The 20,893-nt window shown below is 72.5% G+C and carries 20 protein-coding genes; 13 read left to right on the forward strand and 7 right to left on the reverse strand.

Annotated elements, in window-relative coordinates:
• The first annotated feature begins 17 nt into the window (after nt 1-17).
• The 4 genes from BM314_RS02760 to BM314_RS02775 all read left to right on the forward strand — a co-directional run bounded on the left by BM314_RS02760 (nt 18) and on the right by BM314_RS02775 (nt 4,394).
• Nucleotides 18-1,550, forward strand: a complete 1,533-nt coding sequence (locus BM314_RS02760) for a glycosyltransferase family 2 protein (RefSeq protein WP_091976792.1) — start codon at nt 18-20, stop codon at nt 1,548-1,550.
• 132 nt (nt 1,551-1,682) lie between these two features.
• Nucleotides 1,683-2,186: a cupin domain-containing protein gene (locus BM314_RS02765; protein ID WP_020092621.1), complete on the forward strand. Its 504-nt coding sequence runs from the start codon at nt 1,683-1,685 to the stop codon at nt 2,184-2,186.
• Nucleotides 2,187-2,319: 133 nt separating this feature from the next.
• Nucleotides 2,320-3,366, forward strand: coding sequence for an acyltransferase family protein (locus tag BM314_RS02770; RefSeq protein WP_091976794.1), 1,047 nt, complete (start codon nt 2,320-2,322; stop codon nt 3,364-3,366).
• Between the two features lie 74 nt (nt 3,367-3,440).
• On the forward strand, nt 3,441-4,394 hold the full coding sequence (locus tag BM314_RS02775) for a phosphatase PAP2 family protein (RefSeq protein ID WP_091976796.1): 954 nt from the start codon (nt 3,441-3,443) through the stop codon (nt 4,392-4,394).
• Between the two features lie 21 nt (nt 4,395-4,415).
• Here BM314_RS02775 and BM314_RS02780 read toward each other — a convergent pair whose 3' ends face one another.
• Nucleotides 4,416-5,681, reverse strand: coding sequence for an FAD-dependent monooxygenase (locus BM314_RS02780; protein ID WP_091976798.1), 1,266 nt, complete (start codon nt 5,679-5,681; stop codon nt 4,416-4,418).
• 98 nt (nt 5,682-5,779) lie between these two features.
• Here BM314_RS02780 and tesB point away from each other — a divergent pair, with 98 nt between their 5' ends.
• The 3 genes from tesB (at nt 5,780) to BM314_RS02795 (ending at nt 8,899) form a co-directional block, all read left to right on the forward strand.
• Complete coding sequence (gene tesB, locus BM314_RS02785; protein WP_091976800.1) at nt 5,780-6,679, forward strand: acyl-CoA thioesterase II; 900 nt, start codon at nt 5,780-5,782, stop codon at nt 6,677-6,679.
• Between the two features lie 300 nt (nt 6,680-6,979).
• On the forward strand, nt 6,980-7,318 hold the full coding sequence (locus BM314_RS02790; RefSeq protein ID WP_010683623.1) for a P-II family nitrogen regulator: 339 nt from the start codon (nt 6,980-6,982) through the stop codon (nt 7,316-7,318).
• A gap of 81 nt (nt 7,319-7,399) precedes the next feature.
• Nucleotides 7,400-8,899 carry an ammonium transporter gene (locus BM314_RS02795; RefSeq protein WP_091679542.1) on the forward strand — a complete coding sequence of 500 codons (1,500 nt, stop codon included), beginning with the start codon at nt 7,400-7,402 and terminating at the stop codon, nt 8,897-8,899.
• 215 nt (nt 8,900-9,114) lie between these two features.
• Here the strand turns inward: BM314_RS02795 and BM314_RS02800 are convergent, their stop codons facing one another.
• Together BM314_RS02800 and trmD are read right to left on the reverse strand one after the other, a co-directional pair.
• On the reverse strand, nt 9,115-10,284 hold the full coding sequence (locus tag BM314_RS02800) for a phosphoserine transaminase (RefSeq protein WP_091926194.1): 1,170 nt from the start codon (nt 10,282-10,284) through the stop codon (nt 9,115-9,117).
• Between the two features lie 351 nt (nt 10,285-10,635).
• Complete coding sequence (gene trmD / locus BM314_RS02810) at nt 10,636-11,400, reverse strand: tRNA (guanosine(37)-N1)-methyltransferase TrmD (RefSeq protein ID WP_020092613.1); 765 nt, start codon at nt 11,398-11,400, stop codon at nt 10,636-10,638.
• A gap of 75 nt (nt 11,401-11,475) precedes the next feature.
• Here trmD and BM314_RS02815 point away from each other — a divergent pair, with 75 nt between their 5' ends.
• Complete coding sequence (locus tag BM314_RS02815) at nt 11,476-12,210, forward strand: class I SAM-dependent methyltransferase (RefSeq protein WP_091976802.1); 735 nt, start codon at nt 11,476-11,478, stop codon at nt 12,208-12,210.
• Nucleotides 12,211-12,217: 7 nt separating this feature from the next.
• Here BM314_RS02815 and BM314_RS02820 read toward each other — a convergent pair whose 3' ends face one another.
• Together BM314_RS02820 and BM314_RS02825 are read right to left on the reverse strand one after the other, a co-directional pair.
• Entirely contained in the window at nt 12,218-13,351 is a 1,134-nt protein-coding gene (locus BM314_RS02820; RefSeq protein WP_091976804.1) for an aromatic ring-hydroxylating oxygenase subunit alpha, read from the reverse strand.
• Nucleotides 13,352-13,671: 320 nt separating this feature from the next.
• Nucleotides 13,672-14,301 carry an ATPase gene (locus tag BM314_RS02825; protein WP_091976805.1) on the reverse strand — a complete coding sequence of 210 codons (630 nt, stop codon included), beginning with the start codon at nt 14,299-14,301 and terminating at the stop codon, nt 13,672-13,674.
• A gap of 300 nt (nt 14,302-14,601) precedes the next feature.
• Between BM314_RS02825 and BM314_RS02830 the strand changes: the two genes are divergently transcribed.
• Genes BM314_RS02830 through rimM form a run of 5 tightly spaced genes read left to right on the forward strand, consistent with a single transcriptional unit; the run spans nt 14,602 to nt 17,808 of the window.
• Nucleotides 14,602-14,820, forward strand: coding sequence for an eL24 family ribosomal protein (locus BM314_RS02830; RefSeq protein WP_026604841.1), 219 nt, complete (start codon nt 14,602-14,604; stop codon nt 14,818-14,820).
• Nucleotides 14,821-14,838: 18 nt separating this feature from the next.
• Nucleotides 14,839-16,401 (forward strand): signal recognition particle protein, encoded by a 1,563-nt coding sequence (gene ffh, locus BM314_RS02835; RefSeq protein WP_091976807.1) that lies wholly within the window; start codon nt 14,839-14,841, stop codon nt 16,399-16,401.
• Complete coding sequence (locus BM314_RS02840) at nt 16,398-16,730, forward strand: chorismate mutase (protein ID WP_012320554.1); 333 nt, start codon at nt 16,398-16,400, stop codon at nt 16,728-16,730. Before ffh ends, BM314_RS02840 begins: the two co-directional genes overlap by 4 nt.
• Nucleotides 16,731-16,737: 7 nt before the next feature.
• Nucleotides 16,738-17,100 carry a 30S ribosomal protein S16 gene (rpsP, locus tag BM314_RS02845; protein WP_020092607.1) on the forward strand — a complete coding sequence of 121 codons (363 nt, stop codon included), beginning with the start codon at nt 16,738-16,740 and terminating at the stop codon, nt 17,098-17,100.
• A 12-nt stretch (nt 17,101-17,112) separates the two neighbouring features.
• Entirely contained in the window at nt 17,113-17,808 is a 696-nt protein-coding gene (gene rimM, locus BM314_RS02850) for a ribosome maturation factor RimM (protein WP_091976809.1), read from the forward strand.
• 68 nt (nt 17,809-17,876) lie between these two features.
• Here the strand turns inward: rimM and BM314_RS02855 are convergent, their stop codons facing one another.
• Both BM314_RS02855 and BM314_RS02860 read right to left on the reverse strand, forming a co-directional pair.
• Nucleotides 17,877-19,547 (reverse strand): DHA2 family efflux MFS transporter permease subunit, encoded by a 1,671-nt coding sequence (locus tag BM314_RS02855; protein ID WP_091976895.1) that lies wholly within the window; start codon nt 19,545-19,547, stop codon nt 17,877-17,879.
• A 5-nt stretch (nt 19,548-19,552) separates the two neighbouring features.
• Nucleotides 19,553-20,842 carry an HlyD family secretion protein gene (locus BM314_RS02860; RefSeq protein ID WP_091976810.1) on the reverse strand — a complete coding sequence of 430 codons (1,290 nt, stop codon included), beginning with the start codon at nt 20,840-20,842 and terminating at the stop codon, nt 19,553-19,555.
• Between the last annotated feature and the right edge of the window lie 51 nt (nt 20,843-20,893).

Consider the following 20,893-nt stretch of genomic DNA (forward strand, 5'->3'; position numbering starts at 1 on the left):
CCCCGGAGACGCGACCCGTGTTGAAGAAGAAGCCGGTCCCGGCCCCGTCGGCCTCGTGGGGCACGCTCCCGTGGCCGGACGCGATCCTGCCGCTGCCCCTCGACCCGCAGCTCCGTCCCCTCGACGAGCGCCGGCTCGCCCAGGTCGCGGCCGGCCAGTTCCCCGCCTGCCGGGCGATCTTCGTCGCGCCCGCGGCCTCCGAGCTGCGCCCCGACCTCGCGGCGCACCTGACGCGCGCGCTGGCGGAGCGGCCCGATATCGGCCTCTTCTACGGCGACGACGCCGTGGTGGACGGCGCCGGCCAGGTCCGCAGCGTCCACTGCAAGCCGGCCTTCAACCCGGCCCTCCTGATGGCCGACGACTATATCGGCTTCCCGCTGCTGATCCGCGTCTCGGCCCTGGCCGGCCTCAGCCCCGATTTCGGCCTGCGCCACGGCAGCGCCGCGTGGTTCCGATTCCTGCTCGGCGCGATCTCCGCGGGGATCGGCATCGACCGGATCCCCCAGACCCTGATCGCCTCGCCGCTGGAGCGCCCGAAGGCGACGCGCACGGCGCGCGCCCACGCCCTCGACCGCTGGTTCGAGGCCTCCGGCATGCCGCTGCGCACCGCCCCGGGGCTGACCCCGGACACGCTGGAGATCCGCCGGAGCTTCGACGCGCGGCCGGCCATGACCCTGGTCGTGCCGACCAACCAGAGCCGCCCGAAGGACGATCAGGGCCGCGCCGTCGAGGGCGCCAAGCCCCACGTGATCAACCTGCTCGACAGTCTCGGCCGCAGCACCTACCCGGCCGACCGGATCCGCGTGCTGATCGGCGACGACGTGGCCGACGACGCGATCTACCGCGGCCGCTCCGACCGCTTCACCGTGACCCGCCTGCTGACGACCCGGGCGCCGGGCGAGCGGTTCAACTACGCGGCCAAGATGAACACCCTCTGGCGCGCGGCCGAGACCGACCTCGTCATCCTGATGAACGACGACCTCGTCGTGCGCCGCCCCGGCTGGATCGAGGCGCTCCTGACCTTCGCGCTGGACCGCGGCGTCGGCGGCGCCGGCGGCCGGCTGCTGTTCCCCACCGGCAAGATCCAGCATGCCGGCATGACCGGCGGCATCTTCGACGTGTTCGCCCACCCCTGGTACAACCGGGACGCGGCCGAGCCGACCTACGGCGACTGGGCCCTGACGCAGCGCGACTGCTCGGCGGTGACAGGGGCGCTCTTCGCCACCCGCAAGGCGGTGCTGGAGGCGGTCAACGGCTTCGACGAGGGCTTCGCCCTCGACTTCAACGACGTCGACCTCTGCCTGAAAATGCGGCAGCTCGGCTACCGCATCGTCTACACGCCCTTCGCCGAGATGGCGCACCACGAGAGCGCCTCGCGGCAGACCAGCTTCGCGCCGGGCTCGCAGATCGCCCGCTTCCTGCGCCGCTGGGGCGACGTCATCGCGGAGGATCCGGCCTACAGCCCGCAGCTGCGCATCGACACCGACGTGGTCGCCCCGCGGGCCGACGCGACGCGCTGGATCGCGGAGCGCCGGGCGGACGCCGCCTGAGCGGCCGGCGCGCCCAGGTTAAGCTAAACGCGCGAAGTTCGGCGTCGCGGGCTGGAACGGGGCAGTCCGACCCTCTACCCCTTGCGGGCGATGCGCGGACGGACTCGTCCGTGCTGGGGTGGGGAGCCCAACGTGAAGAAGCCGCTCACCGCCGCCGCCCTCCTCGTCGGCCTCGCCCTGGTCGGCCTCGCGGCGGAGATCCGGCTGCACGAGCGGGGCCGTCCCGTCGCCAGCACGGCGGTCCGGTCCGGCGGCGCCGCCTTCGCCCCGGCGCCGATCCCGGCGGACTGGGTCGTCTCCGGCGACCCCGTCACCGAGGTCGCGGAGGTCTCGCAGACCCATGACGGCAGCGCGCAGGTCTACCTGTGGCGCACCACGGCCAGCACGTTCCGCTGGACCCACCACGCCGACGAGATCATCACCATCCTCGACGGCGAGGTCTTCGTCACCGACGCCGACGGCAGCCGCCACCACCTGACGCCGGGCGACGTGGCGCATTTCCCGGTCGGGTCCGTCCAGCTCTGGGAGGTGCCGAGGACGCTCCTGAAATCGGCGATCCTCAAGCACCGCAGCCCGACCCTCGTCGAGGCGTCCCTGCGGTGGCTGCGCCGGGCGCGGGCGCTCGTCGCCGGCTGAGGCGCGGGCGCCGGCGGCATCCGCCGCGCCGCGCCGACGAGGCGTAATCTAGGTTGAATCCCGTGCTCCGGTGACACGGCTTGCTAAGGCTCGGCGCGGCATCATCGGCGCTCCGACGCCGCGAACCGACCCGATGCCCCCACCCCGCGACCTGCAGCTCGACGCCGCGCGCGGTCTCGCCGTGCTGCTGGTCCTCTCCGGCCACCTGCTGCAGCCCGTCTTCTACGGCCCGTCGGGGCCCGAGCCGGGGCCGGCCCTCGCGGTCTGGCGGGTCATCTACGCCTTCCACATGCCGTTCTTCTTCCTGCTCTGCGGGATGGTGGACCGGATCAAGGGCGAGGCGAGTCTCGGCGAAGCCTGCCGCTCCGCGCTGCGGCTCGTGGCGGTGACGCTGGCGTTCGGCACCCTCGCGCTGGTGCCCCAGGCCCTCGCCGGCACCCTGTCGCCCGGGGGCGCGCTGGGCGACGCGCTGTGCGGCCGCGACTTCGGTCTGGGCGTGCTCTGGTTCCTAGTCGCCCTGGGGCTTGTACGGGTGATCGACGCCGCGGCGCGCGCGGCGACCTTCCCGGGCGGCTACTGGATCGTCCTGGGCGGCGCCCTGGCCCTGTCGTGGACCTGCAGCGCGCGGGCGTTCCCGTACTGGCAGGTCCACGCGCTCGTGGGCGCCCTGCCGTTCTACGTCGCGGGCCTGCGGCTCGGGCCTCGGGCGTTCGACGTGTCGGCGCTGCTCGGCGCCTGCGGCCTCGCCGTGCTCCTGCTCTGCGCGCCGCGGAACTTCGTCCACGTCGCGACCGGGCAGTACGGCGACCCGGCGCTGTTCGCCGTGACGGCGGTGGCGGGCTCGGCGTTCGCGCTGGCGGTCGCCGGCCGGCTGCGCGGCCCGCCGCGCGCCGCGGCCGGCCTGCTGGGGCGGGCGAGCTTCGAACTCTACATCGTCAGCGGCGTCTTCCTCCTCCTGGCGCCGCACGGGCCCGCCTGGGACCGGTGGGACGGCCTGGTGCTGCTCGCCGCAATCGGCCTGCCCCTGCACCTGATCGCGGCTCGCGGGCTGCGCGGGCCGATCCGGGCCGTCCGCGCGGCCGCCGACAGTGTTGTCGACAGCGCGGTCGACGGCTTGGTCGACGGGCTCGCCGGTCGCCGGCGTCGCGCGCGGCCGGGCTTGTCCGGGGCGGATCCTTAAGACTTGTGCGGGACGATCCGCCGGCATTCCGGCCGCAAGACCTTCGATGACAGCGCCACACGCCAGGGGCCCCGATGTTCGCTGAGCGCCCGCGCGGCGGCGTCGGCGCGTGGCCCCTCATCGCCGCCACGCTGGTCGCCACGATCGTCTGGATGGCGGTCGCCGGGCTGCACTTCGCCTGGGACAGCGCCCTCGTCACCCTCGCGGCCTGCGGCGGACTCGAGGCCCTTGCGCGGGTCTACCGCACGCGCCGCCCCGAGCCGCGCATCGCCGCGACGCTGAGCGCGCTGGCGCAGGTCATCGCCTTCAGCGCCTGCGCGGCCGCGCTGTCGTACACGGTCGCGAGCACCGGCGGCCCGCTCTGGGATTCGACCTTCGACGCATGGGACCGGCGGCTCGGACTGGACTGGCGCGCCTACCTGGCCTTCGTGGACGGCCATCCGCGGCTCGGGCTGGCGCTCTCGCTGGCCTACCGGAGCCTGATCCTGCAGACCATGCTGGCGGTCATCCTGCTGGGCTTCAGCGGTCGGCTGCGGGCCCTGCGGGACTTCGTCCTGGCCTTCGCCCTCGCCGGCACGGTGACGGTCCTGATCTCCGCGCTGACGCCGGCCCTGGCCAACTTCGTCTTCCTGGGCCTGTCCCCGGCGGACTTCCCCAACCTGCACCCGGCCGCGTCCTACGTCCACGTCGCGGACCTGACCGGCCTGCGCGACGGCACGCTCCGGACGATCTCCCTCGACCACGTCGAGGGCATCATCACGTTCCCGAGCTTCCACGCGGCGCTGGGGGCCCTCTACATCTGGGCCTTCTGGCACCTGCGCGCGGCCCGGATCCCGGCCCTCCTCGTCAACGTCCTCCTCATCGCCGCCACGCCGATCGACGGCGGCCACTACTTCGTCGACGTGATCGCCGGGCTGGTCATCGCCGTCCTGGCGATCTGCGCCGCGCGGGCGCTCGGGCGGCGGCGGGCCGCGGACGCGCTCCGCCCCGGAGCGCGCGAGGGCGGACCCGCGCCCGGGCGGGCCTGACGCGCGCGGCCCGCGGGCGTCTCAGAGCGCCTCGCCCCGCATCAGCCGGGGCCGCGAGTCGCGCGCGGCCGCGGCCTCGCCGATGAAGAAGCGCTTGAGCCCCGGCAGCCGGTCCACGATCCCGAGGCCGAGGTCGCGGGCGAGCCGCAGCGGCAGGGCGTCGTTCGAGAACAGCCGGTTCAGCCCGTCGGTGGCCGCCGCCATGGCGAAGCTGTCGAAGCGCCGGGCGCGCTCGTAGGCGCGCAGCACGTCGGGGCTGCCGGGGTCGAGGCCGAGGCGCAGCGCGCCGGTCACGGATTCGGCCAGCGCCGCGGCGTCCGCGAGCCCGAGATTGAGGCCCTGGCCGGCGATCGGGTGGATCACGTGCGCCGCGTCGCCCAGCAGGGCGAGGCGCTCGGCGCGGAAGGCGCGGGCGATGCCGAAGGCGAGGGGGTGACGGCTTGGTCCGTGCTCCAGCGCGAGCGCGCCGAGATCCAGGGTGAACCGGCGCTCGATCTCGGAGAGCACCTCGTCGGGGCCGCCGGAGAGCAGGGCCTCGGCGTCGTCCGACCGCTCGGTCCAGACGATGGAGGAGCGGTGCCCCAGGGGGCCGCCGTCCCGCAGCGGCAGGATCGCGAACGGGCCCGCGGGCAGGAAGTGCTCGAAGGCGCGGCCTTCGTGTGGCCGGGCGTGGCCGATCGTCGCCACGATCCCGACCTGCGGGTAGGACCAGCCGACCCACCCGATCCGCGCCGCCTCGCGCAGCCGCGAGCGCGCGCCGTCGGCGGCCACCAGCAGGTCGCCCCGCAGGGTCTCGCCGGTGGTGAGCGCCGCGCGGATCGCGGCCCCCTCCGGCACCGCGCGCACCACCCCGGCGGCGACGATCGCGACCCCCGCCGCCCGGCAGGCCTCCGCGAGGGCCGCGGCGAGCGGCTCGGCCTCGATCATGTGGGCGAAGGGCTCGCCGTCGTCGCGCTCCGCGTCCGCCTCGCGGCCGAAGGTCAGGAAGACCGGCCGCACCGGGTCGGCGAGGCGGCTGTCGCTGATCACCATCTCGCCGATCGGCTCGGCCGCTTCGGCGACCCGGGCCCACAGGCCGAGGCGCTCCAGCATGCGCCGCCCGCCCGCCGCGAGGGCGTAGGCGCGGCCGCGATGCCGGGCGGGGTCGGCGGCGCCCGGGTCGATCACGGTCACGGCCAGCGCCGGCCCGTGGGCCTGCTTCAGGGCGAGGGCCAGGGCGAGGCTGGGCAGGCCGCCGCCGGCGATCAGGAGGCTGCGGCTGCCGGGGCGAGGCGTCTCGGCCGTCATCGGGGCGGATCTCCTAGGGGTCCCGCGCGGGACGCGTGGATTGGTTCGTCCGAAAAGCCTATGTCGCACGCGGGCAACGAACGGAAACCCCGCGGGTCATGACCGACGCCAACACCGACGCGATGACGGACGCCGTCGCCGAGCTGATCGCCATCCTCGACCTGGAGCGCCTGGAGGTCGACCTGTTCCGCGGCCAGAACCCTAAGACAGGCTGGCGGCGCGTCTTCGGCGGGCAGGTGGTGGCGCAGGCCCTGGTCGCCGCGACCCGGACGGTGCCCGACGACCGTCCCGCCCACTCCCTCCACGCCTACTTCATGCTGCCCGGCGACCCGCGCACGCCCATCGTCTACGAGGTCGAGCGGATCCGGGACGGGCGGAGCTTCACGACCCGCCGGGTCAAGGCGATCCAGCACGGGCGCGCGATCTTCGCCACGACGGTGTCCTATCAGGTCGTCGAAGAGGGGCTCACGCACCAGCCGGCGATGCCGGCGGTGGCCGGGCCCGAGGGGCTCCTCGACGGCAAGGCCCTGGCGGCGGCCGGCGGCACCGGGATGCCGGAGGCGATCGCCGCCTATTTCGGCCGCGAGCGGCCGATCGCGCTGCGGCCGGTCGACCTGAACCGCTATCTGCCCGCCGGCGCGGGCGGCCGGGCGCCGGACCCGATCTTCAATGTCTGGCTGCGCGCGGCCTCGGCGCTGCCGGACGATCCGGCACTCCACCGGGCCGTGCTGGCCTACGCGTCCGACATGACCCTGCTCGACGTCTCGCTGATCCCGCACGCGCGCTCGGTGTTCGACCCGACGATCCAGGCCGCGAGTCTCGACCACGCGCTCTGGTTCCACCGGCCCGTGAAGATCGACGACTGGCTGCTCTACGCGCAGGACAGCCCCGTCGCGGGCGGCGCCCGCGGCTTCGCCCGGGGCCAGATCTTCGACCGGGCCGGCAACCTCGTGGCGTCGGTGGCCCAGGAGGGGCTGATCCGCCCGACGCGGGATTAAACCGCGTCGCCGCGCGTGTGTTGCCGGCACGCAACGGGGCGAGATGCACGGAATTGGGCAGATTGCCTCGTCTTTGTGCGGCAGCGCGACCGGACCTGCCCGCGATCTGGCCGCATCGGGCTAATCGATGGGCAAAATGGCGACCGGCCAAAATGTTCCCGGCCAAGCTTGTCTGGCATAGTCCTTGAATAGCGGCCTTCGACCGCGGGTCATCCCGAGCCTGCGGACGGTCCGGGTCGGCTCGTCCCGCAGGTCGGGTGACGGCAACGGTTCCCGAGGACTTCGAAGGGGGCGTCGCCCATGAAAATCGTGATGGCCATCATCAAGCCGTTCAAGCTCGAGGAGGTGCGCGACGCGCTCACCGGAATCGGCGTGCACGGCCTGACGGTGACGGAGGTGAAGGGTTATGGCCGCCAGAAGGGCCACACCGAGATCTACCGCGGCGCGGAATACGCCGTCAGCTTCCTGCCGAAGCTGAAGATCGAGGTCGCCGTCGCCTCGGACCTGACGTCCAGCGTGATCGACGCCATCGCGGGGGCCGCGCGGACCGGCCAGATCGGCGACGGCAAGATCTTCGTGATGCCGCTGGAGAAGGCGGTGCGCATCCGGACCGGCGAGACCGACGCCGACGCCCTCTGATCCGCGGCCCGGTGCGCCCGGGCCCGCCGATCCCCAGACCTCCTGAAACACTACGGACTTGAGACCGGGAGCCACGTGCCCATGAAACTTCGTCATGCCCTCATGCTCGGCTTGGGAGGAGCGGCGATCGCCGCCCTCCTGATCGAGCCGTCCCTCGCGCAGACCCCGACACCGGAAGCCGCCTCGCCGCCGCCCTCGCCGATCCCCAACAAGGGCGACACGGCCTGGATGCTGATCTCGTCGGCCCTGGTGCTGATGATGAGCATCCCGGGCCTCGCGCTGTTCTACGGCGGCCTCGTGCGCACCAAGAACATGCTGTCGGTGCTGACCCAGGTGTTCGCGATCGTGTCGATCGTCGGCCTGCTCTGGGTGTTCTACGGCTACAGCCTCGCCTTCACCAGCGGCGGCGGCCTCAACGACTTCGTCGGCGGCCTCTCGAAGGCCTTCCTGAAGGGCGTCGACGCGAACTCGACGGTCGCGACCTTCTCGAACGGCGTCGTGATCCCGGAATACGCCTATCTGTGCTTCCAGATGACGTTCGCCATGATCACGCCCGCGCTGATCGTCGGCGCCTTCGCCGAGCGGATGAAGTTCTCCGCGCTGGTGGTGTTCACGATCCTCTGGGTCACGATCATCTACTTCCCGATGGCCCACATGGTCTGGTACTGGGCCGGCCCGGACGCCGTCGGCAACGCCGCGAAGGCGCTGGCCGCCGCCACCGACGACGCCTCGAAGGCGACCGCCCAGGCGGCCCTCGACGCGGTCAACAAGGATGCCGGCTTCCTCTTCCAGAAGGGCGCCCTCGACTTCGCGGGCGGCACGGTCGTGCACATCAACGCGGGCATCGCCGGCTTCGTCGGCTGCCTGATCATGGGCAAGCGCATCGGCTACGGCCGCGACCTGCTCGCCCCGCACTCCCTGACCATGACGATGATCGGCGCCTCGCTGCTGTGGGTCGGCTGGTTCGGCTTCAACGCCGGCTCGAACCTCGAGTCCAACGGCACCGCCGCCCTCGCGATGCTCAACACCTTCGTGGCGACCTGCGGCGCCGCGGTGGCGTGGCTGTTCGCCGAGTGGGCCCTCAAGGGCAAGCCGTCCCTGCTCGGCATGCTGTCGGGCGCGGTCGCCGGCCTCGTCGCGGTCACCCCGGCCTCCGGCTTCGCCGGCCCGATGGGCTCGATCGTGCTCGGCCTCGTCGCCGGCGTGGTCTGCTTCGTGATGTGCTCCACCGTGAAGAACGCGCTGGGCTACGACGACTCGCTGGACGTCTTCGGCGTCCACTGCATCGGCGGCATCCTGGGCGCGCTGGCGACCGGCATCCTGGTCGACCCGAACCTCGGCGGCGTCGGCATCCCCGACTACACCTCGAAGCCGGGCGAGCTCGCCGTCGGTGCCTACGACATGATGAGCCAGCTCATCGTCCAGGCGGAGGCGGTCGGCCTGACCCTGCTGTGGTCGGGCATCGGCTCGGCGATCCTCTACAAGCTCGTCGACGTGACGATCGGCCTGCGCGTCACGCAGGAAGAGGAGCGCGAGGGCCTCGACATCGCCGATCACGGCGAGCGCGCCTACAACTACTGAGACGGACGGCGCGGCCCCGCGGGGCCGCGTCTCCCGAACGAGAAAACCCCGGCTCCGCGAGGACCGGGGTTTTCCGTTGCGTCAGGCCGTCATCGCGAGCGCAGCGAAGCGACCCAGGGCAGCGCTGCGGTCGGAATCGGAGCGAAGCCCTGGATTGCTTCGCTCCGCTCGCAAAGACGATGCGGGGCGGCGATCGGGCATCGACCCCGAAGTATTTACGCCGCCCGCGTCAGCGCCGCCTTCTCCTCCGCGAAAGCCCAGTCGAGCCAGGGCGTCAGCGCTTCCAGATCCGAGGTCTCCACGGTGGCACCGCACCAGATCCGCAGGCCCGCCGGGGCGTCGCGGTAGGCGCCGATGTCGAGGGCGACACCCTCGCGGTCGAGGCGCTCGACGATCCCCGCCGCGAAGGCCGAGACCGCCGCGTCGCCGCGGGCGAGCACGTCCGGATCGGCGATCACGAGGCAGACGCCCGTGTTCGAGTAGGTCGCGGGATCGGCGGCCAGCGGCGCGATCCAGGGCGTGCGCGCGACCCAGTCGTAGACGACCTTCGCGTTGGCGTCGGCCCGCGCGTGCAGCGCCTTCAGGCCACCGATCCGCTCGGCCCAGTCCAGGGTGTCGAGGTAGTCCTCGACGGCCAGCATCGAGGGCGTGTTGATCGTGTCGCCCTTGAAGATGCCCTCGATCAGCTTGCCGTCCTTGGTGAGGCGGAAGATCTTCGGCAGCGGCCAGGACGGCGTGTGGCTCTCCAGCCGCGCCACGGCGCGGGGCGAGAGGATCAGCATGCCGTGCGCCGCCTCGCCGCCCATCACCTTCTGCCAGGAGAAGGTCACGACATCGAGCTTGTCCCAGGGCAGGGGTTGGGCGAAGGCCGCCGAGGTCGCGTCGCAGATCGTCAGGCCCTCGCGGTCGGCCGCGATCCAGTCGCCGTCCGGCACCTTCACGCCGGCCGCAGTGCCGTTCCAGGTGAAGACCACGTCGCTGTTCTTCGTGTCGATCGCCGCGAGGTCCGGCAGGATCCCGTAGGGCGTCTGGTGAATGCGCGGCGCGATCTTGAGCTGCTTCAGCGCGTCCGTGACCCACTCCTTGCCGAACGCCTCCCAGGCGGCGACCTCGACGGGCTTCGGCCCGAGCATCGTCCACATCGCCATCTCGACGGCGCCGGTGTCGGAGGCCGGCACGATGCCGATCCGGTAGTCGAACGGCACCTGCAGGACCGTGCGGGTCAGGTCGATCGCCCGGCCGAGCTTGGCCTTGCCGAAGGGGGAGCGGTGCGACCGGCCGAGGGCGGCGTCGGCCAGCGCGGCCGGGGTCCAGCCGGGGCGCTTGGCGCAGGGGCCGGAGGAGAAGTGGGGCACGCGCGGGCGCTGCGTGGGGCGGCTGGTCATGGCGGATCCATCCTTGCAGAGGGCCGCGCTCCCGGGGGAGGCACGTCCCGGCTCGCGCATGCGCCGAAACCGGCCGGCTTGCAAGCGCCCGTCCCGGCGGCAGTCTTCGCGGCGCTGCCCCCGGTCGGGACACGACCCCGGGCGGCGGGGAACAGTCGATTAATCCCGGCCCGTTAGCCTTAATGAGGTGCCGCGTAGCGTTTGAGGTGCGCCGATGACTTTCCACAGCGCCGCGATATTGGCGATCTGGTCCGTTCTACTCTTGGTTATTGGGGCCTTAATTCCCCGCCTCCTGCAGGCGAGCCGGACACCGCGGCTGGTGCCGCAGCCGCTGCGGCTCGACCCGCCGGATTACGACCGCGACGGCCCGGTGATCGACCTCGAGCCGGCCTGACCGGGGCTGCCCCCGGGGCGCAGGTCCGGGCGCCGCTCGGCGGTGATCCGCTCGGCCTCCGCCCGCCGCCAGCGGGCGATGGCGGCGTGGTTGCCGCCGGAGAGGACGTCCGGGATCGCGCGGCCCTCCCAGTCGCGGGGGCGCGTGTAGTGCGGGTACTCGAGGAGCCCGCCCTCGAAGCTCTCCTCGACGCCGGATTCCACCTTGCCCATCACGCCGGGCAGGAGGCGCACGCAGGCGTCCAGAACCACCAGGGCGGCGATCTCGCCGCCGGACAGCACGTAGTCGCCGATCGAGACCTCCTCCAGGCCGCGCCCGGCGATGACGCGCTCGTCGACGCCCTCGAAGCGGCCGCAGACGATCAGCGCGCCCGGTCCCGCCGCGAGGTCGCGCACGCGGGCCTGGGTGAGCGGCCGGCCGCGGGGCGACATCAGCAGGCGCGGGCGCGGGTCGTCGGCCCCGGTCGCGGCGTCGTAAGTCGCGGCGTCGATGGCGGCACCGAGCACGTCGCAGCGCAGGACCATCCCGGCCCCGCCGCCGGCCGGCGTGTCGTCCACCGAGCGGTGGCGGCCGAGGCCGTGCGCGCGGATGTTGCGGGCCTCCAGGGTCCAGTCGCCCCGCGCCAAAGCGTCGCCCGACAGGGACACGCCCAGCGGGCCCGGGAACATCTCCGGGTAGAGGGTGAGGATCGTGGCCCGCCAGGGCGTGTCCGCGCGCGTCATGGCGCTTGATGGCGCGCGGGGTGCGGCACGGTCAACGGGCCCGGCACCGTCGGCGCGCCCCGCGGGTTGTCGGCCATGATCCGCGCCCTCGACCTCCTCGCGGCCGCTGCCGCCACCGCCGCCCTGGCCGGCCCGGCCCGCGCCGCCGAGCCGCTGGCGCCCCCGGGCGCGCCCGCCGCCGCCTTCCCCAGGCCCGACCGGCCCGTGGCCGAGATTGTCGCGCCGCGCTGGTCCTCGGAGGCCGAGCGCGACAGGGCGGGCGAGTTCGAGCAGGTGGCCGAGGGGATGGGCATCGCGCCCGGCGAGACGGTGGCGGATATCGGCGCCGGCAGCGGCTACTACACGGTGCGGTTGAGCCCCCGGGTCGGGCCGCGGGGCCGCGTGCTCGCCGAGGACGTGACGCCGTCCTACCTGGCGGCCTTGGAGAAGCGGGTGAAGGCGCTCGGGAACGTCACGGTCGTGCGCGGCGAGCCCCACGACCCGCGCCTGCCAACGGCCTCGGTGGACGCGGCGATCCTCGTCCACATGTACCACGAGATCACCCAGCCCTTCGGCCTGCTCCACAATCTCGCCGCCGCGATGCGGCCGGGTGGGCGGGTCGGGATCGTGGATGCCGACGCGATCCCGTCGCGGCACGGCACGCCGCCGGCGCTCCTGCGCTGCGAGCTCGCCGCCGCGGGCTACCGCGAGACCGGCTTCCGGCCGCTCGCGGACGGGGCCTACCTGGCAATCTTCGCGGCCCCCGCCCCGGAGGCGCGCCCGCGGCCGGAGACGGTCCGGCCCTGCCGCGACGACGCGACGGCGCGGTAGCGGCGCCTCAGGAGCGCCAGCGCAGCTCGCGGCGCTCCAGCGGGTTGACGAACGGGCGCCCGTCGCGGGCCGATTCCAGGGCCTCGCGCTTCAGCCGGAAATACCATTGCGAGGGCAGGTCGCCCTGGCCGAACAGCACCATGGTGGGCTTGCGGTCGAGCCCGTCCTGCGCGTGCTGGAGCACCTGCTGGTCCTGGGTCAGGAACTGCCGCATCAGCGGGCGCGCGACCGGCTTGAGCAGGTTCAGGGCCGGCATGCTCCAGTAGAGGGCGTTGGTGAGCAGCGTCCGGTCCGGCGTCAGCGGCGTCGCGAAGGTGTAGTTCGCCACCCGCTTCGCCCCCGCGCGGATGCGCTCCAGCCGCACGCCGGGCAGGCGGAACTCGATCTCGACCTCGGGGACGCCGCCGAGCAGGCGGTAGACCGGTGAACTCGTCGTGGTGGCGTGGCTCGTCATCACGAAGCCGTGGGGCACCGGCTGGAAGGTCTTCACCTTCTCGCGGAGCTGCTTCGAGGGCCGGAACCACCACGAATCGTGGACGAAAGCGACGTGCCCGGGATCGACGAGGCTCAGCGTCGTCAGGTCGAAGGAGGCCTCGACCTCCAGCTCGACCACGAGGGAGCCGGCCGGTTCGAACTCCAGCGCCGGGACCTCCGGCACCGCGCCGGCGGCGGGGCCGAGATGCGGGTTGACCCAGAGGAAGCCGGCGCTCTCCCGCACGGGGAAGCGCTGCACCTGGATGCGCGAGAAGTCGGCGGCGTCGTGCTCCGACAGGGTCGGGACGTCGCGGCAGCGCCCGTCGGTGCCGAAGCGCCAGCCGTGGAACGGGCACATCAGGGTGTCGCCGTCGAAGCGGCCCTTCGACAGGGCCATGCCGCGGTGGGGGCAGCGGTCGCGCAGCGCGAAGGGCGCGCCGTCGGGGGCGCGGCCCAGGACGATCTGCTCGCCGTTCAGCGCCACGGCCCGCAGGGCCGACCGGCCGCCCGCCCTGCCGAGGCTCCGGGACTGCCCGACGCAGTACCACGCGTTGCCGAGCGGCTGGCGCATCGCGTCGGGATCGAGCGCGGCCTCGTCGGCGGGGCGCGGCGGGTTGGCGAAGGGCGCGTTCAAGGCGGTTCGGGCAGACCTCGGGGCGCCCGTCATACGCCCGGCTGCCGGGACGGGGAAGCGTCGGGCCGGGGAGGACAAACGGGCGCAGGCGCGGGGCTTCACAAGCCGGGCGCGGCCACATACCTTCGCCTCACCCGCAACCAACGAAAGGAGGTGATCCAGTGTCTCATTGTCATCAGCCGTGTGTCTCGGCTCATCGGACCTGGACCGTCGCCTCCGGCGCGTCGCTCTAAGACGCGTCAGAGACCCGATCTCGGGACAGTTCCGCCGGACAACACGGTTCGGCAATGGAAGGGCCACCCTCTCGGGTGGCCCTTCGGCGTTTCAGGGTCCGGACATGCGGTCGGCGCCGCTCAGCGCCGCTGGGACTGGAACAGCGGCTGGGCCAGCGCCTCGGTCCGGGCGCGCCACAGGTCGCGCTCCTCGCGCAGGGCGTCGCGCTCGCCGGCCAGGGTCAGCCGCTCGGCCCGCAGGGCGTCCCGCTCGGCGATCGCCCGGTCGCGCTCGGCGCGCAGCTCCTCGCGCTCGGCCCGAAAGCGCTCCCGCTCGCCGCGGAACTCCTCGCGCTCGACGCGGACGTCCTCCTGCTCGGCCCGGAGATCCTCCAGGGAGCCGATCTCGTCGCGGATATGCTCGCGGAGCGTCCGGATCTCGTCGGCCAGGATGGCCTGCAGCTCGTCCTGGCGCTCGGCCTCGACGCGGAGCCTGGCCTTCAGCATCAGGTTCTCGGCCATCAGCTCGGCGATGTCGGGGTCCTCGGCCGCGGCCCGCGGCGCCTCGGGGGCCGGGACGACGCGGGGCGACCACGCCGCCTCCCCGCCGCGCGGCCGCTTCGCCTCGGGCAGGGTCTCCTCGGGCCGGGCATCGCCGCGGGCCTCGGCCGGCGCTTGGGCCTTCATCGCCGTCAGCCAGTCGCGGAGCGGACCGGTCGCGGGAAAGCTGCCGGACTCGGTCGGCGAGTGAGAGCGGGCGGGTTCCGACATCGGCGGGCGTCCTGATCGAATATGGCCCGAAGACAATCCCAACATGCTTAACGATCGGTAAAAGTTAACACCGATCGGCGGCCCGTTTCGGCACCGCCGCGGCGCCGGCTGGGCCGAAAAATTGACTTTCCGGCCGGCTGCCGCTACGCCCCGGCCTCCCGATCCGTAGCAGATCGACCGATGCCAAGCCGACCGGTCCCGCGAGGCCGGAGGTCAACGCCCGACAGCGCGTCCGCGCCCTCGGGCGCGATGGGCGTTGGCCGATATGCGAGGACGGGATCCGCCGGCCGAGGCACCCGCATGACGCGAGATCAAGAAGCGTTGAAGATCGAGGACGCGATCAACGAGACCTGCCCGTGGTCGGGCAAGCCGATCTCGGCGGACTCGCTGACGCTCTACAACGGCGCCGTGGTGGGCTTCTGCAACCCGGACTGCCGGGACAAGTTCGCCAAGGCCGTGCGCGGCTTCGAGGCCGCCCTCCAGGCGCGCCGCGTCGAGCGCGCCGGGCTCGAGCAGTAACGGCGGGGCGTCAGGAACATGTTCGAAGGCCTGTCCGACCGCCTCTCCGGCATCCTCTCGGGGCTCACCCGTCGCGGTGCCCTGACCGAGGCCGACGTCACCGCCGCCATGCGCGAGGTGCGCCGCGCCCTGCTGGAGGCCGACGTCGCCCTCGAGGTGGTCCGCGGCTTCACCGACCGGGTGAAGGAGAAGGCCGTCGGCGCCGTCGTGCTCAAGTCGGTGACGCCCGGCCAGATGGTCGTGAAGATCGTCAACGACGAGCTCGTGGCGATGCTCGGCACCGACGCCGAGACCGTCGATCTCAACGCCCCCGCCCCGGTGCCGATCCTGATGGTCGGCCTGCAGGGCTCGGGCAAGACCACGACCACCGCCAAGATCGCCCGGCGCCTCTCCGACCGCGAGAAGCGCAAGGTCCTGCTCGCCTCGCTCGACACCCGCCGCCCGGCCGCCATGGAGCAGCTCGCGGTGCTGGCCAAGCAGGTCGGCGTGGAGAGCCTGCCGATCATCGCCGGCCAGTCGGCGGTGCAGATCGCCAAGCGCGCCATGGACGCGGCCCGCCTCGGCGGCTTCGACGTGGTGATGCTCGACACCGCCGGCCGCACCACGGTGGACGAGGGCCTGATGGCCGAGGCCGCCGAGGTGAAGGCCGCGACGAGGCCCCACGAGGTGCTGCTCGTCGCCGACGCGCTCACCGGCCAGGACGCGGTCAATACCGCCCGCGCCTTCGACCAGCGGCTCGGCGTCACCGGCATCGTGCTGACCCGCATGGACGGCGATTCCCGCGGCGGCGCGGCGCTGTCGATGCGCGCCGTCACCGGCAAGCCGATCAAGCTCGTCGGCGTCGGCGAGAAGGTCGACGCGCTGGAGGAGTTCCACCCGGCCCGCGTGGCCAACCGCATCCTCGGCATGGGCGACATCGTCTCGCTCGTCGAGAAGGCCGCCGAGACCATCGACCACGAGCAGGCGCTCCGCACCGCGGAGAAGATGCGCAAGGGCAAGTTTGACCTGGAGGACCTCTCCATGCAGCTCGCCCAGATGGAGAAGATGGGCGGCATCGGCGGCCTGATGGGCATGCTGCCCGGGATGGGCCAGATCAAGAAGCAGGTCGAGGGCGCCAACCTCGACGAGAAGATGTTCAAGCGCCAGCGGGCGATCATCTCGTCGATGACCCCGCAGGAGCGGAAGAATCCCGACCTCCTCAAGAACAGCCGCAAGAAGCGCATCGCGGCGGGCTCGGGGGTCGACGTCTCGGAGATCAACAAGCTCCTGAAGATGCACCGGACCATGGCCGACATGATGAAGGCGATGGGCCAGGGCAAGCGCGGGATCGGGCAGGCGCTCGGCTCGATGTTCGGCCTGGGCGGCGGCGGGATGGGCGGTGGAATGCCCGGCCTCCCGCCCGGCATGCCGGAGCCGACGCCGGAGCAGATCGCGCAGCTCGAGAAGCAGTTCGGCGGCAAGCTGCCGCCGATGCCGCCGGGCCTGGGCGGGGGCGGGATGCCCAAGCTTCCCGGACTTCCGGGCCTCGGCGGCCCGAAACTGCCGGGTCTCGGTGGGTTCATGCCGGGGAAGAAGAAATGAGCGTGCTCGCGGCCCAGGCCGTCGATCCCGAACTCGCGCGCCTGCGGGACAGCATCGACAATTTCGATGCGGCGCTGATCCACCTCCTCGCCGAGCGTTTCCGCTGCACGCAGCGGGTCGGCGAGCTCAAGGCCCGAAAGGGGATCCCCCCTTCCGATCCGGACCGGGAGGCCCGTCAGGTCGCCCGGCTCCGCAAGCTCGCGGTCGAGGCCAAGCTCGACCCCGACTTCGCCGAGAAGTTTCTGGCCTTCGTGGTCAAGGAAGTCATTCGGCACCACCAATCGATCAAGGCGGACCACGAGTCCCAGATCGAGCAACAGCGAAAGTAGTCAGACCATGGCCCTCAAGATCCGTCTCACCCGCGGCGGCGCCAAGAAGCGCCCCTACTACCGCATCGTCGTCGCCGACGCCCGCGCCCCGCGCGACGGCCGCTTCATCGACAAGGTCGGCGCCTACGACCCGATGAAGGCCAAGGACGATCCGGCCCGCATCGTGCTCGACAACGAGAAGATCCAGAGCTGGCTCGCCAAGGGTGCGCAGCCGACCGACCGCGTCCTGCGCTTCCTCGACCAGGCCGGTCTCGCCAAGCGCCCGACCCGCAACAACCCGCAGAAGGCCGAGCCGGGCGAGAAGGCCAAGGAGCGCGCCGCCAAGCGCGCCGAGAAGGCCGCCGCTCCCGCCGAGGACGCCGCCGCGTAAGGCGCACCGGTCATGGCGCGCCGCCCCGCAGGTCCCACCTCCCGCGACGGCGGCCGCCGAGGCCGCACGAGCTCGGCGATCGGCAAGATCGCGCCCGACGCGGCGACCTCGCCCAAGGCGCCGGCCCCCAAGCCGGCGCCCCGGCCCGCGCCGCCCGATCCGAACCTCGTCCTGCTGGGCGAGTTCGGGCGGGCGCACGGCCTCACCGGCGAGGTCCGGCTCAAATCCTACACCGGCGATCCGCAGGCGATCGCCGGCTACGGAACTCTCCAGACGGCCGACGGCCGGACGCTGATGCTCGCCGACGTGCGTCGCGCCCCCGGCCCGTCGCCCGACATGCTGATCGCCCGGGTCAAGGGCGTCTCGGGCCGCAGCGCCGCGGAGGCGCTCAACCGCGTCGCCCTGTACGTTCCCCGCGACCGTCTGGCCGCGCCCGAGGACGACGACGAGGTCTACGCCGCTGACCTGATCGGCGCCGCGGCGGTGGACGAGGCCGGGACCCTCGTCGGGACGATCGTGGCCGTGCCGAATTACGGCGGCGGCGACCTCCTGGAACTGCGCTCGCCGAACGGCGGCGCCACCGCGCTCCTGCCCTTCACGAAGGCCTTCGTGCCGGTCCTCGACGTGGCGCAGCGCCGCGTCACCGTGGTCGCGCCGGAGGACCTGTTCGCGGCGCCGGGTGAGAAGCCCGCGGACGATCCGGGCTAGGGACGGCGGTCGGTCCGCGCGCCGGCGGCGCGTCCAGAGTCCGGGCGGCGCCCTGGCCGCGACCGCCCTCAATGCCCCCCGGCCGGCGCCCCGCCGCCGAGCTTGACGCTCTTCAGGCTCAGGGCCAGCGGGACCGCGCAGGCCGCGACGAGGCCGAGCACCCAGAACACGTCGATATAGGCCCAGTAGGCCACCTGCGTGCTGAGCACGCTCCCGATCCACGCCGTCGCCTGGTTCTGGGCCTCGATCCCGGCGTAGCCGTGCTCGGAGAAGTACTGCGTCGCCTGCCGCATGGTCTCCTGATAGGCCGGCGAGGCCGGGTTGACGCTCTCCACGAGGCGGCTCTGATGGAACTGGCTCCGGTAGGCCAGGATGTTCTGCGCCAGGGAGACGCCCATCGAGCCGCCGACGTTGCGGGCGACGTTGATCAGCGCCGAGGCCTGGTCGGTCTGGTCCTTGCGGATCCCCTCGTACGAGGCCGAGGTGATCGACAGGAACACCATCGGCAGGCCGATGCCGATATAGACCCGCGACCACGCGAAGAACGCGAAGGTCGTGCTGCCGTCGATCCGCGTCAGGTCGTACATGCCCAGCGCCACGATGGTCATGCCGGTGGCGATCAGCCATTTCGGCTGGACGTAGGACGAGATCCGGCCAGTGAGGAACATCATCACCACCGTGACGATGCCGCCCGGGCCGAGGACGAGGCCCGACAGGGTGGCGGTGTAGCCGTAATATTCCTGCGTGATCTGCGGGATGAACTGCGTGGTGGCGATCAGAATCGCCCCGGTGAACATCATCACCAGGAAGCACGAGCCGAACTGCCGGTTGCCGATGAGGCGGAGGTCGACGGCCGGGTTCTCGCGGGTCAGCAGCCACGGGATCATGGCGATGAACGAGACGACCATCAGCACGCCGGACACGTTCATCAGCGTCGAGGTGCCGAACCAGTCCTTCCGCTGGCCCTCGTCGAGGATCACCTCCAGCGAGCCGAGGAACAGGGCGACCAGCACGAAGCCGACGATGTCGAAGCGGATGCCCTTGCGCACCAGGGCGCGGCGCTCCTTCTTGGCCGCGTCGCTGTCCTCGATCAGCCAGTACATCAGCCCGAGGGCGATCACGCCCACCGGCCCGTTGATCAGGAAGCACCAGTGCCAGGAGGCGTTGTCGGAGAGCCAGCCGCCCAGCGTCGGGCCGATCACCGGCGCTACCACGATGGCGACCCCGTAGAGCGCGAAGGCTTGGCCGCGCTTCGCCGGCGGGAAGGAATCGGCCAGGATCGACTGCGCGAGCGGCGCCATGCCGCCGCCGCCGAGCCCCTGCATCACCCGGAACAGCAGCAGCGATTCCAGGCTCCAGGCGAAGCCGCACAGGATCGACGAGACGGTGAACAGCGCCACCGACCACATGAAGAACGCCTTGCGGCCGTAGCGCTTGGCCAGGAAGCTCGACGCCGTGAGCGTGATCGCGTTGGCGACGAGGTAGCTCGTCACCACCCAGGCCGCCTCGTCCGGACCGACCGCGAGGCCGCCCGAGATGTAGCGCAGGGCCACGTTGGCGATGGTGGTGTCGAGCACCTCCATGAAGGTCGCCAGCGCGACCACGCCGGCGATCAGCCACGGATTGTGGCCGCCCGGCGCCTTCCCGGACGCGGACCTGCCGCCTGCCGCCTTGCCGCCTGCCGCCTTGCCCGCACCCGGCCCGCGCCCGGGCGCGGCCGCGCTCCCCCGGCCGGCCACGTTGCTCACCGCACCGTGACGGTCGGGACGATCGACATGCCCGGGCCGATCGACACGTCCGTCGGCCAGGTCTTGACCACGATCTTCACCGGGATGCGCTGGGTCACCTTCACGTAGTTGCCGGTGGCGTTCTGCGCCGGCAGCAGGCTGAAGGCCGTGCCCGAGCCCGGCTGCACCGAGGCCACCGTGCCCTGGATCTTGCGGCCGGGATACGCGTCGATCTCGATGTCGACCGGCTGGCCCGGCCGCATGTCGGTGATCTGCGTTTCCTTGAAGTTCGCCGTCACCCAGATGTCGTCGGGCACGAACATCGCCAGGGTCTGGCCGGCCTGGGCGAGCTGGCCGACGCCGCCGGTGAGCCGCACGACGCGGCCGGCCTGCACGGCGCGGACCGTCGTGTAGCCGAGGTTCAGCTCGGCCTGCTCGACCTGCGCCCGGTCGCGGCCAAGCTGCGCCTGGGTCGAGGCCTTCTGGGCCTGGAGCGAGCCGACCTGCTTCTGCGCGGCGACCACGCTGGCATTGGCGCTCTGGACCGCCGCCTGCCGCTGCTGCAGCGTCGAGGTCGCCGACTGCGACTGCTGGACCGAGCCGGAGCCGCGCTCGGCGAGGTCCTTGTAGCGGGCCGCGTCCTCCTGGGCGAACTTCAGCGCCGCCTCGGCGGTGGCGACCTGCGCCTTGGACACCTCGATGTTGGCGTACTGCGCCTGGATCTGCGCGTCGATGTTCTTGATGCCGGCCTCGTCGGCGGCGACCTGCGCCTTCGCCTGGTCGAGGGCGATGTCGTAGTCGCGCTGGAAGACCTGGAAGAGGATCTGGCCGGCCTCGACGTGCTGGTTGTCGGTGACCGGCACGTCCACGAGGTAGCCGCCGACCTTCGGCTGGATCGAGATGCTGCGCGCGTCGACGAAGGCGTCGTCGGTGCTCTCGTAGGGGTGCATGTAGAGCAGCCAGTAGAAGAACACGCCGACGCAGAGCGCGACGACCGCGAGCCCGCCGAGTAGGAACGCGAGCGGGTGGCGCCGCAGGACGTTGGGGCGCCGCGCCTCGTCCCCGTCGTCGTCGGAATCCGCCGCGTCGTCGTCGGCCTGCCCGTCCCGCGCCTCGGGCGCGCCGTCGGCCTCGTCCGCGCCGGGCTTGCGCGCGATCTCGCGGTCGGTCTCACGGTCGGTCTCGAGATCCGCGGCCGGCGCGGCGCGGTTGAGATCGAGCACGTCGCGCTCGCGCGCGACGGCCCGGCCGTCGGCCGGCCGCGGGCGCGCCTCGTCCTCGGAGAGGTGCCGCTGATCGTCGAACATGGAAAGTCGTCGCCCGATGGGCCGGCCACCCGGGGGTGACCGGGCTTGTCG

The sequence above is a fragment of the Methylobacterium sp. 13MFTsu3.1M2 genome, from assembly GCF_900112625.1.
GTDB lineage: Bacteria > Pseudomonadota > Alphaproteobacteria > Rhizobiales > Beijerinckiaceae > Methylobacterium.

What these genes read in the sequence shown, in the direction of transcription:
- BM314_RS02770 (WP_091976794.1), top strand. Translation starts at nt 2,320, where the DNA reads ATGCCCCCACCCCGCGACCTGCAGCTCGACGCCGCGCGCGGTCTCGCC.
- BM314_RS02775 (WP_091976796.1), top strand. Translation starts at nt 3,441, where the DNA reads ATGTTCGCTGAGCGCCCGCGCGGCGGCGTCGGCGCGTGGCCCCTCATC.
- BM314_RS02780 (WP_091976798.1), bottom strand. Translation starts at nt 5,681, where the DNA reads ATGACGGCCGAGACGCCTCGCCCCGGCAGCCGCAGCCTCCTGATCGCC.
- tesB (WP_091976800.1), top strand. Translation starts at nt 5,780, where the DNA reads ATGACCGACGCCAACACCGACGCGATGACGGACGCCGTCGCCGAGCTG.
- BM314_RS02790 (WP_010683623.1), top strand. Translation starts at nt 6,980, where the DNA reads ATGAAAATCGTGATGGCCATCATCAAGCCGTTCAAGCTCGAGGAGGTG.
- BM314_RS02795 (WP_091679542.1), top strand. Translation starts at nt 7,400, where the DNA reads ATGAAACTTCGTCATGCCCTCATGCTCGGCTTGGGAGGAGCGGCGATC.
- BM314_RS02800 (WP_091926194.1), bottom strand. Translation starts at nt 10,284, where the DNA reads ATGACCAGCCGCCCCACGCAGCGCCCGCGCGTGCCCCACTTCTCCTCC.
- trmD (WP_020092613.1), bottom strand. Translation starts at nt 11,400, where the DNA reads ATGACGCGCGCGGACACGCCCTGGCGGGCCACGATCCTCACCCTCTAC.
- BM314_RS02815 (WP_091976802.1), top strand. Translation starts at nt 11,476, where the DNA reads ATGATCCGCGCCCTCGACCTCCTCGCGGCCGCTGCCGCCACCGCCGCC.
- BM314_RS02820 (WP_091976804.1), bottom strand. Translation starts at nt 13,351, where the DNA reads ATGACGGGCGCCCCGAGGTCTGCCCGAACCGCCTTGAACGCGCCCTTC.
- BM314_RS02825 (WP_091976805.1), bottom strand. Translation starts at nt 14,301, where the DNA reads ATGTCGGAACCCGCCCGCTCTCACTCGCCGACCGAGTCCGGCAGCTTT.
- BM314_RS02830 (WP_026604841.1), top strand. Translation starts at nt 14,602, where the DNA reads ATGACGCGAGATCAAGAAGCGTTGAAGATCGAGGACGCGATCAACGAG.
- ffh (WP_091976807.1), top strand. Translation starts at nt 14,839, where the DNA reads ATGTTCGAAGGCCTGTCCGACCGCCTCTCCGGCATCCTCTCGGGGCTC.
- BM314_RS02840 (WP_012320554.1), top strand. Translation starts at nt 16,398, where the DNA reads ATGAGCGTGCTCGCGGCCCAGGCCGTCGATCCCGAACTCGCGCGCCTG.
- rpsP (WP_020092607.1), top strand. Translation starts at nt 16,738, where the DNA reads ATGGCCCTCAAGATCCGTCTCACCCGCGGCGGCGCCAAGAAGCGCCCC.
- rimM (WP_091976809.1), top strand. Translation starts at nt 17,113, where the DNA reads ATGGCGCGCCGCCCCGCAGGTCCCACCTCCCGCGACGGCGGCCGCCGA.
- BM314_RS02860 (WP_091976810.1), bottom strand. Translation starts at nt 20,842, where the DNA reads ATGTTCGACGATCAGCGGCACCTCTCCGAGGACGAGGCGCGCCCGCGG.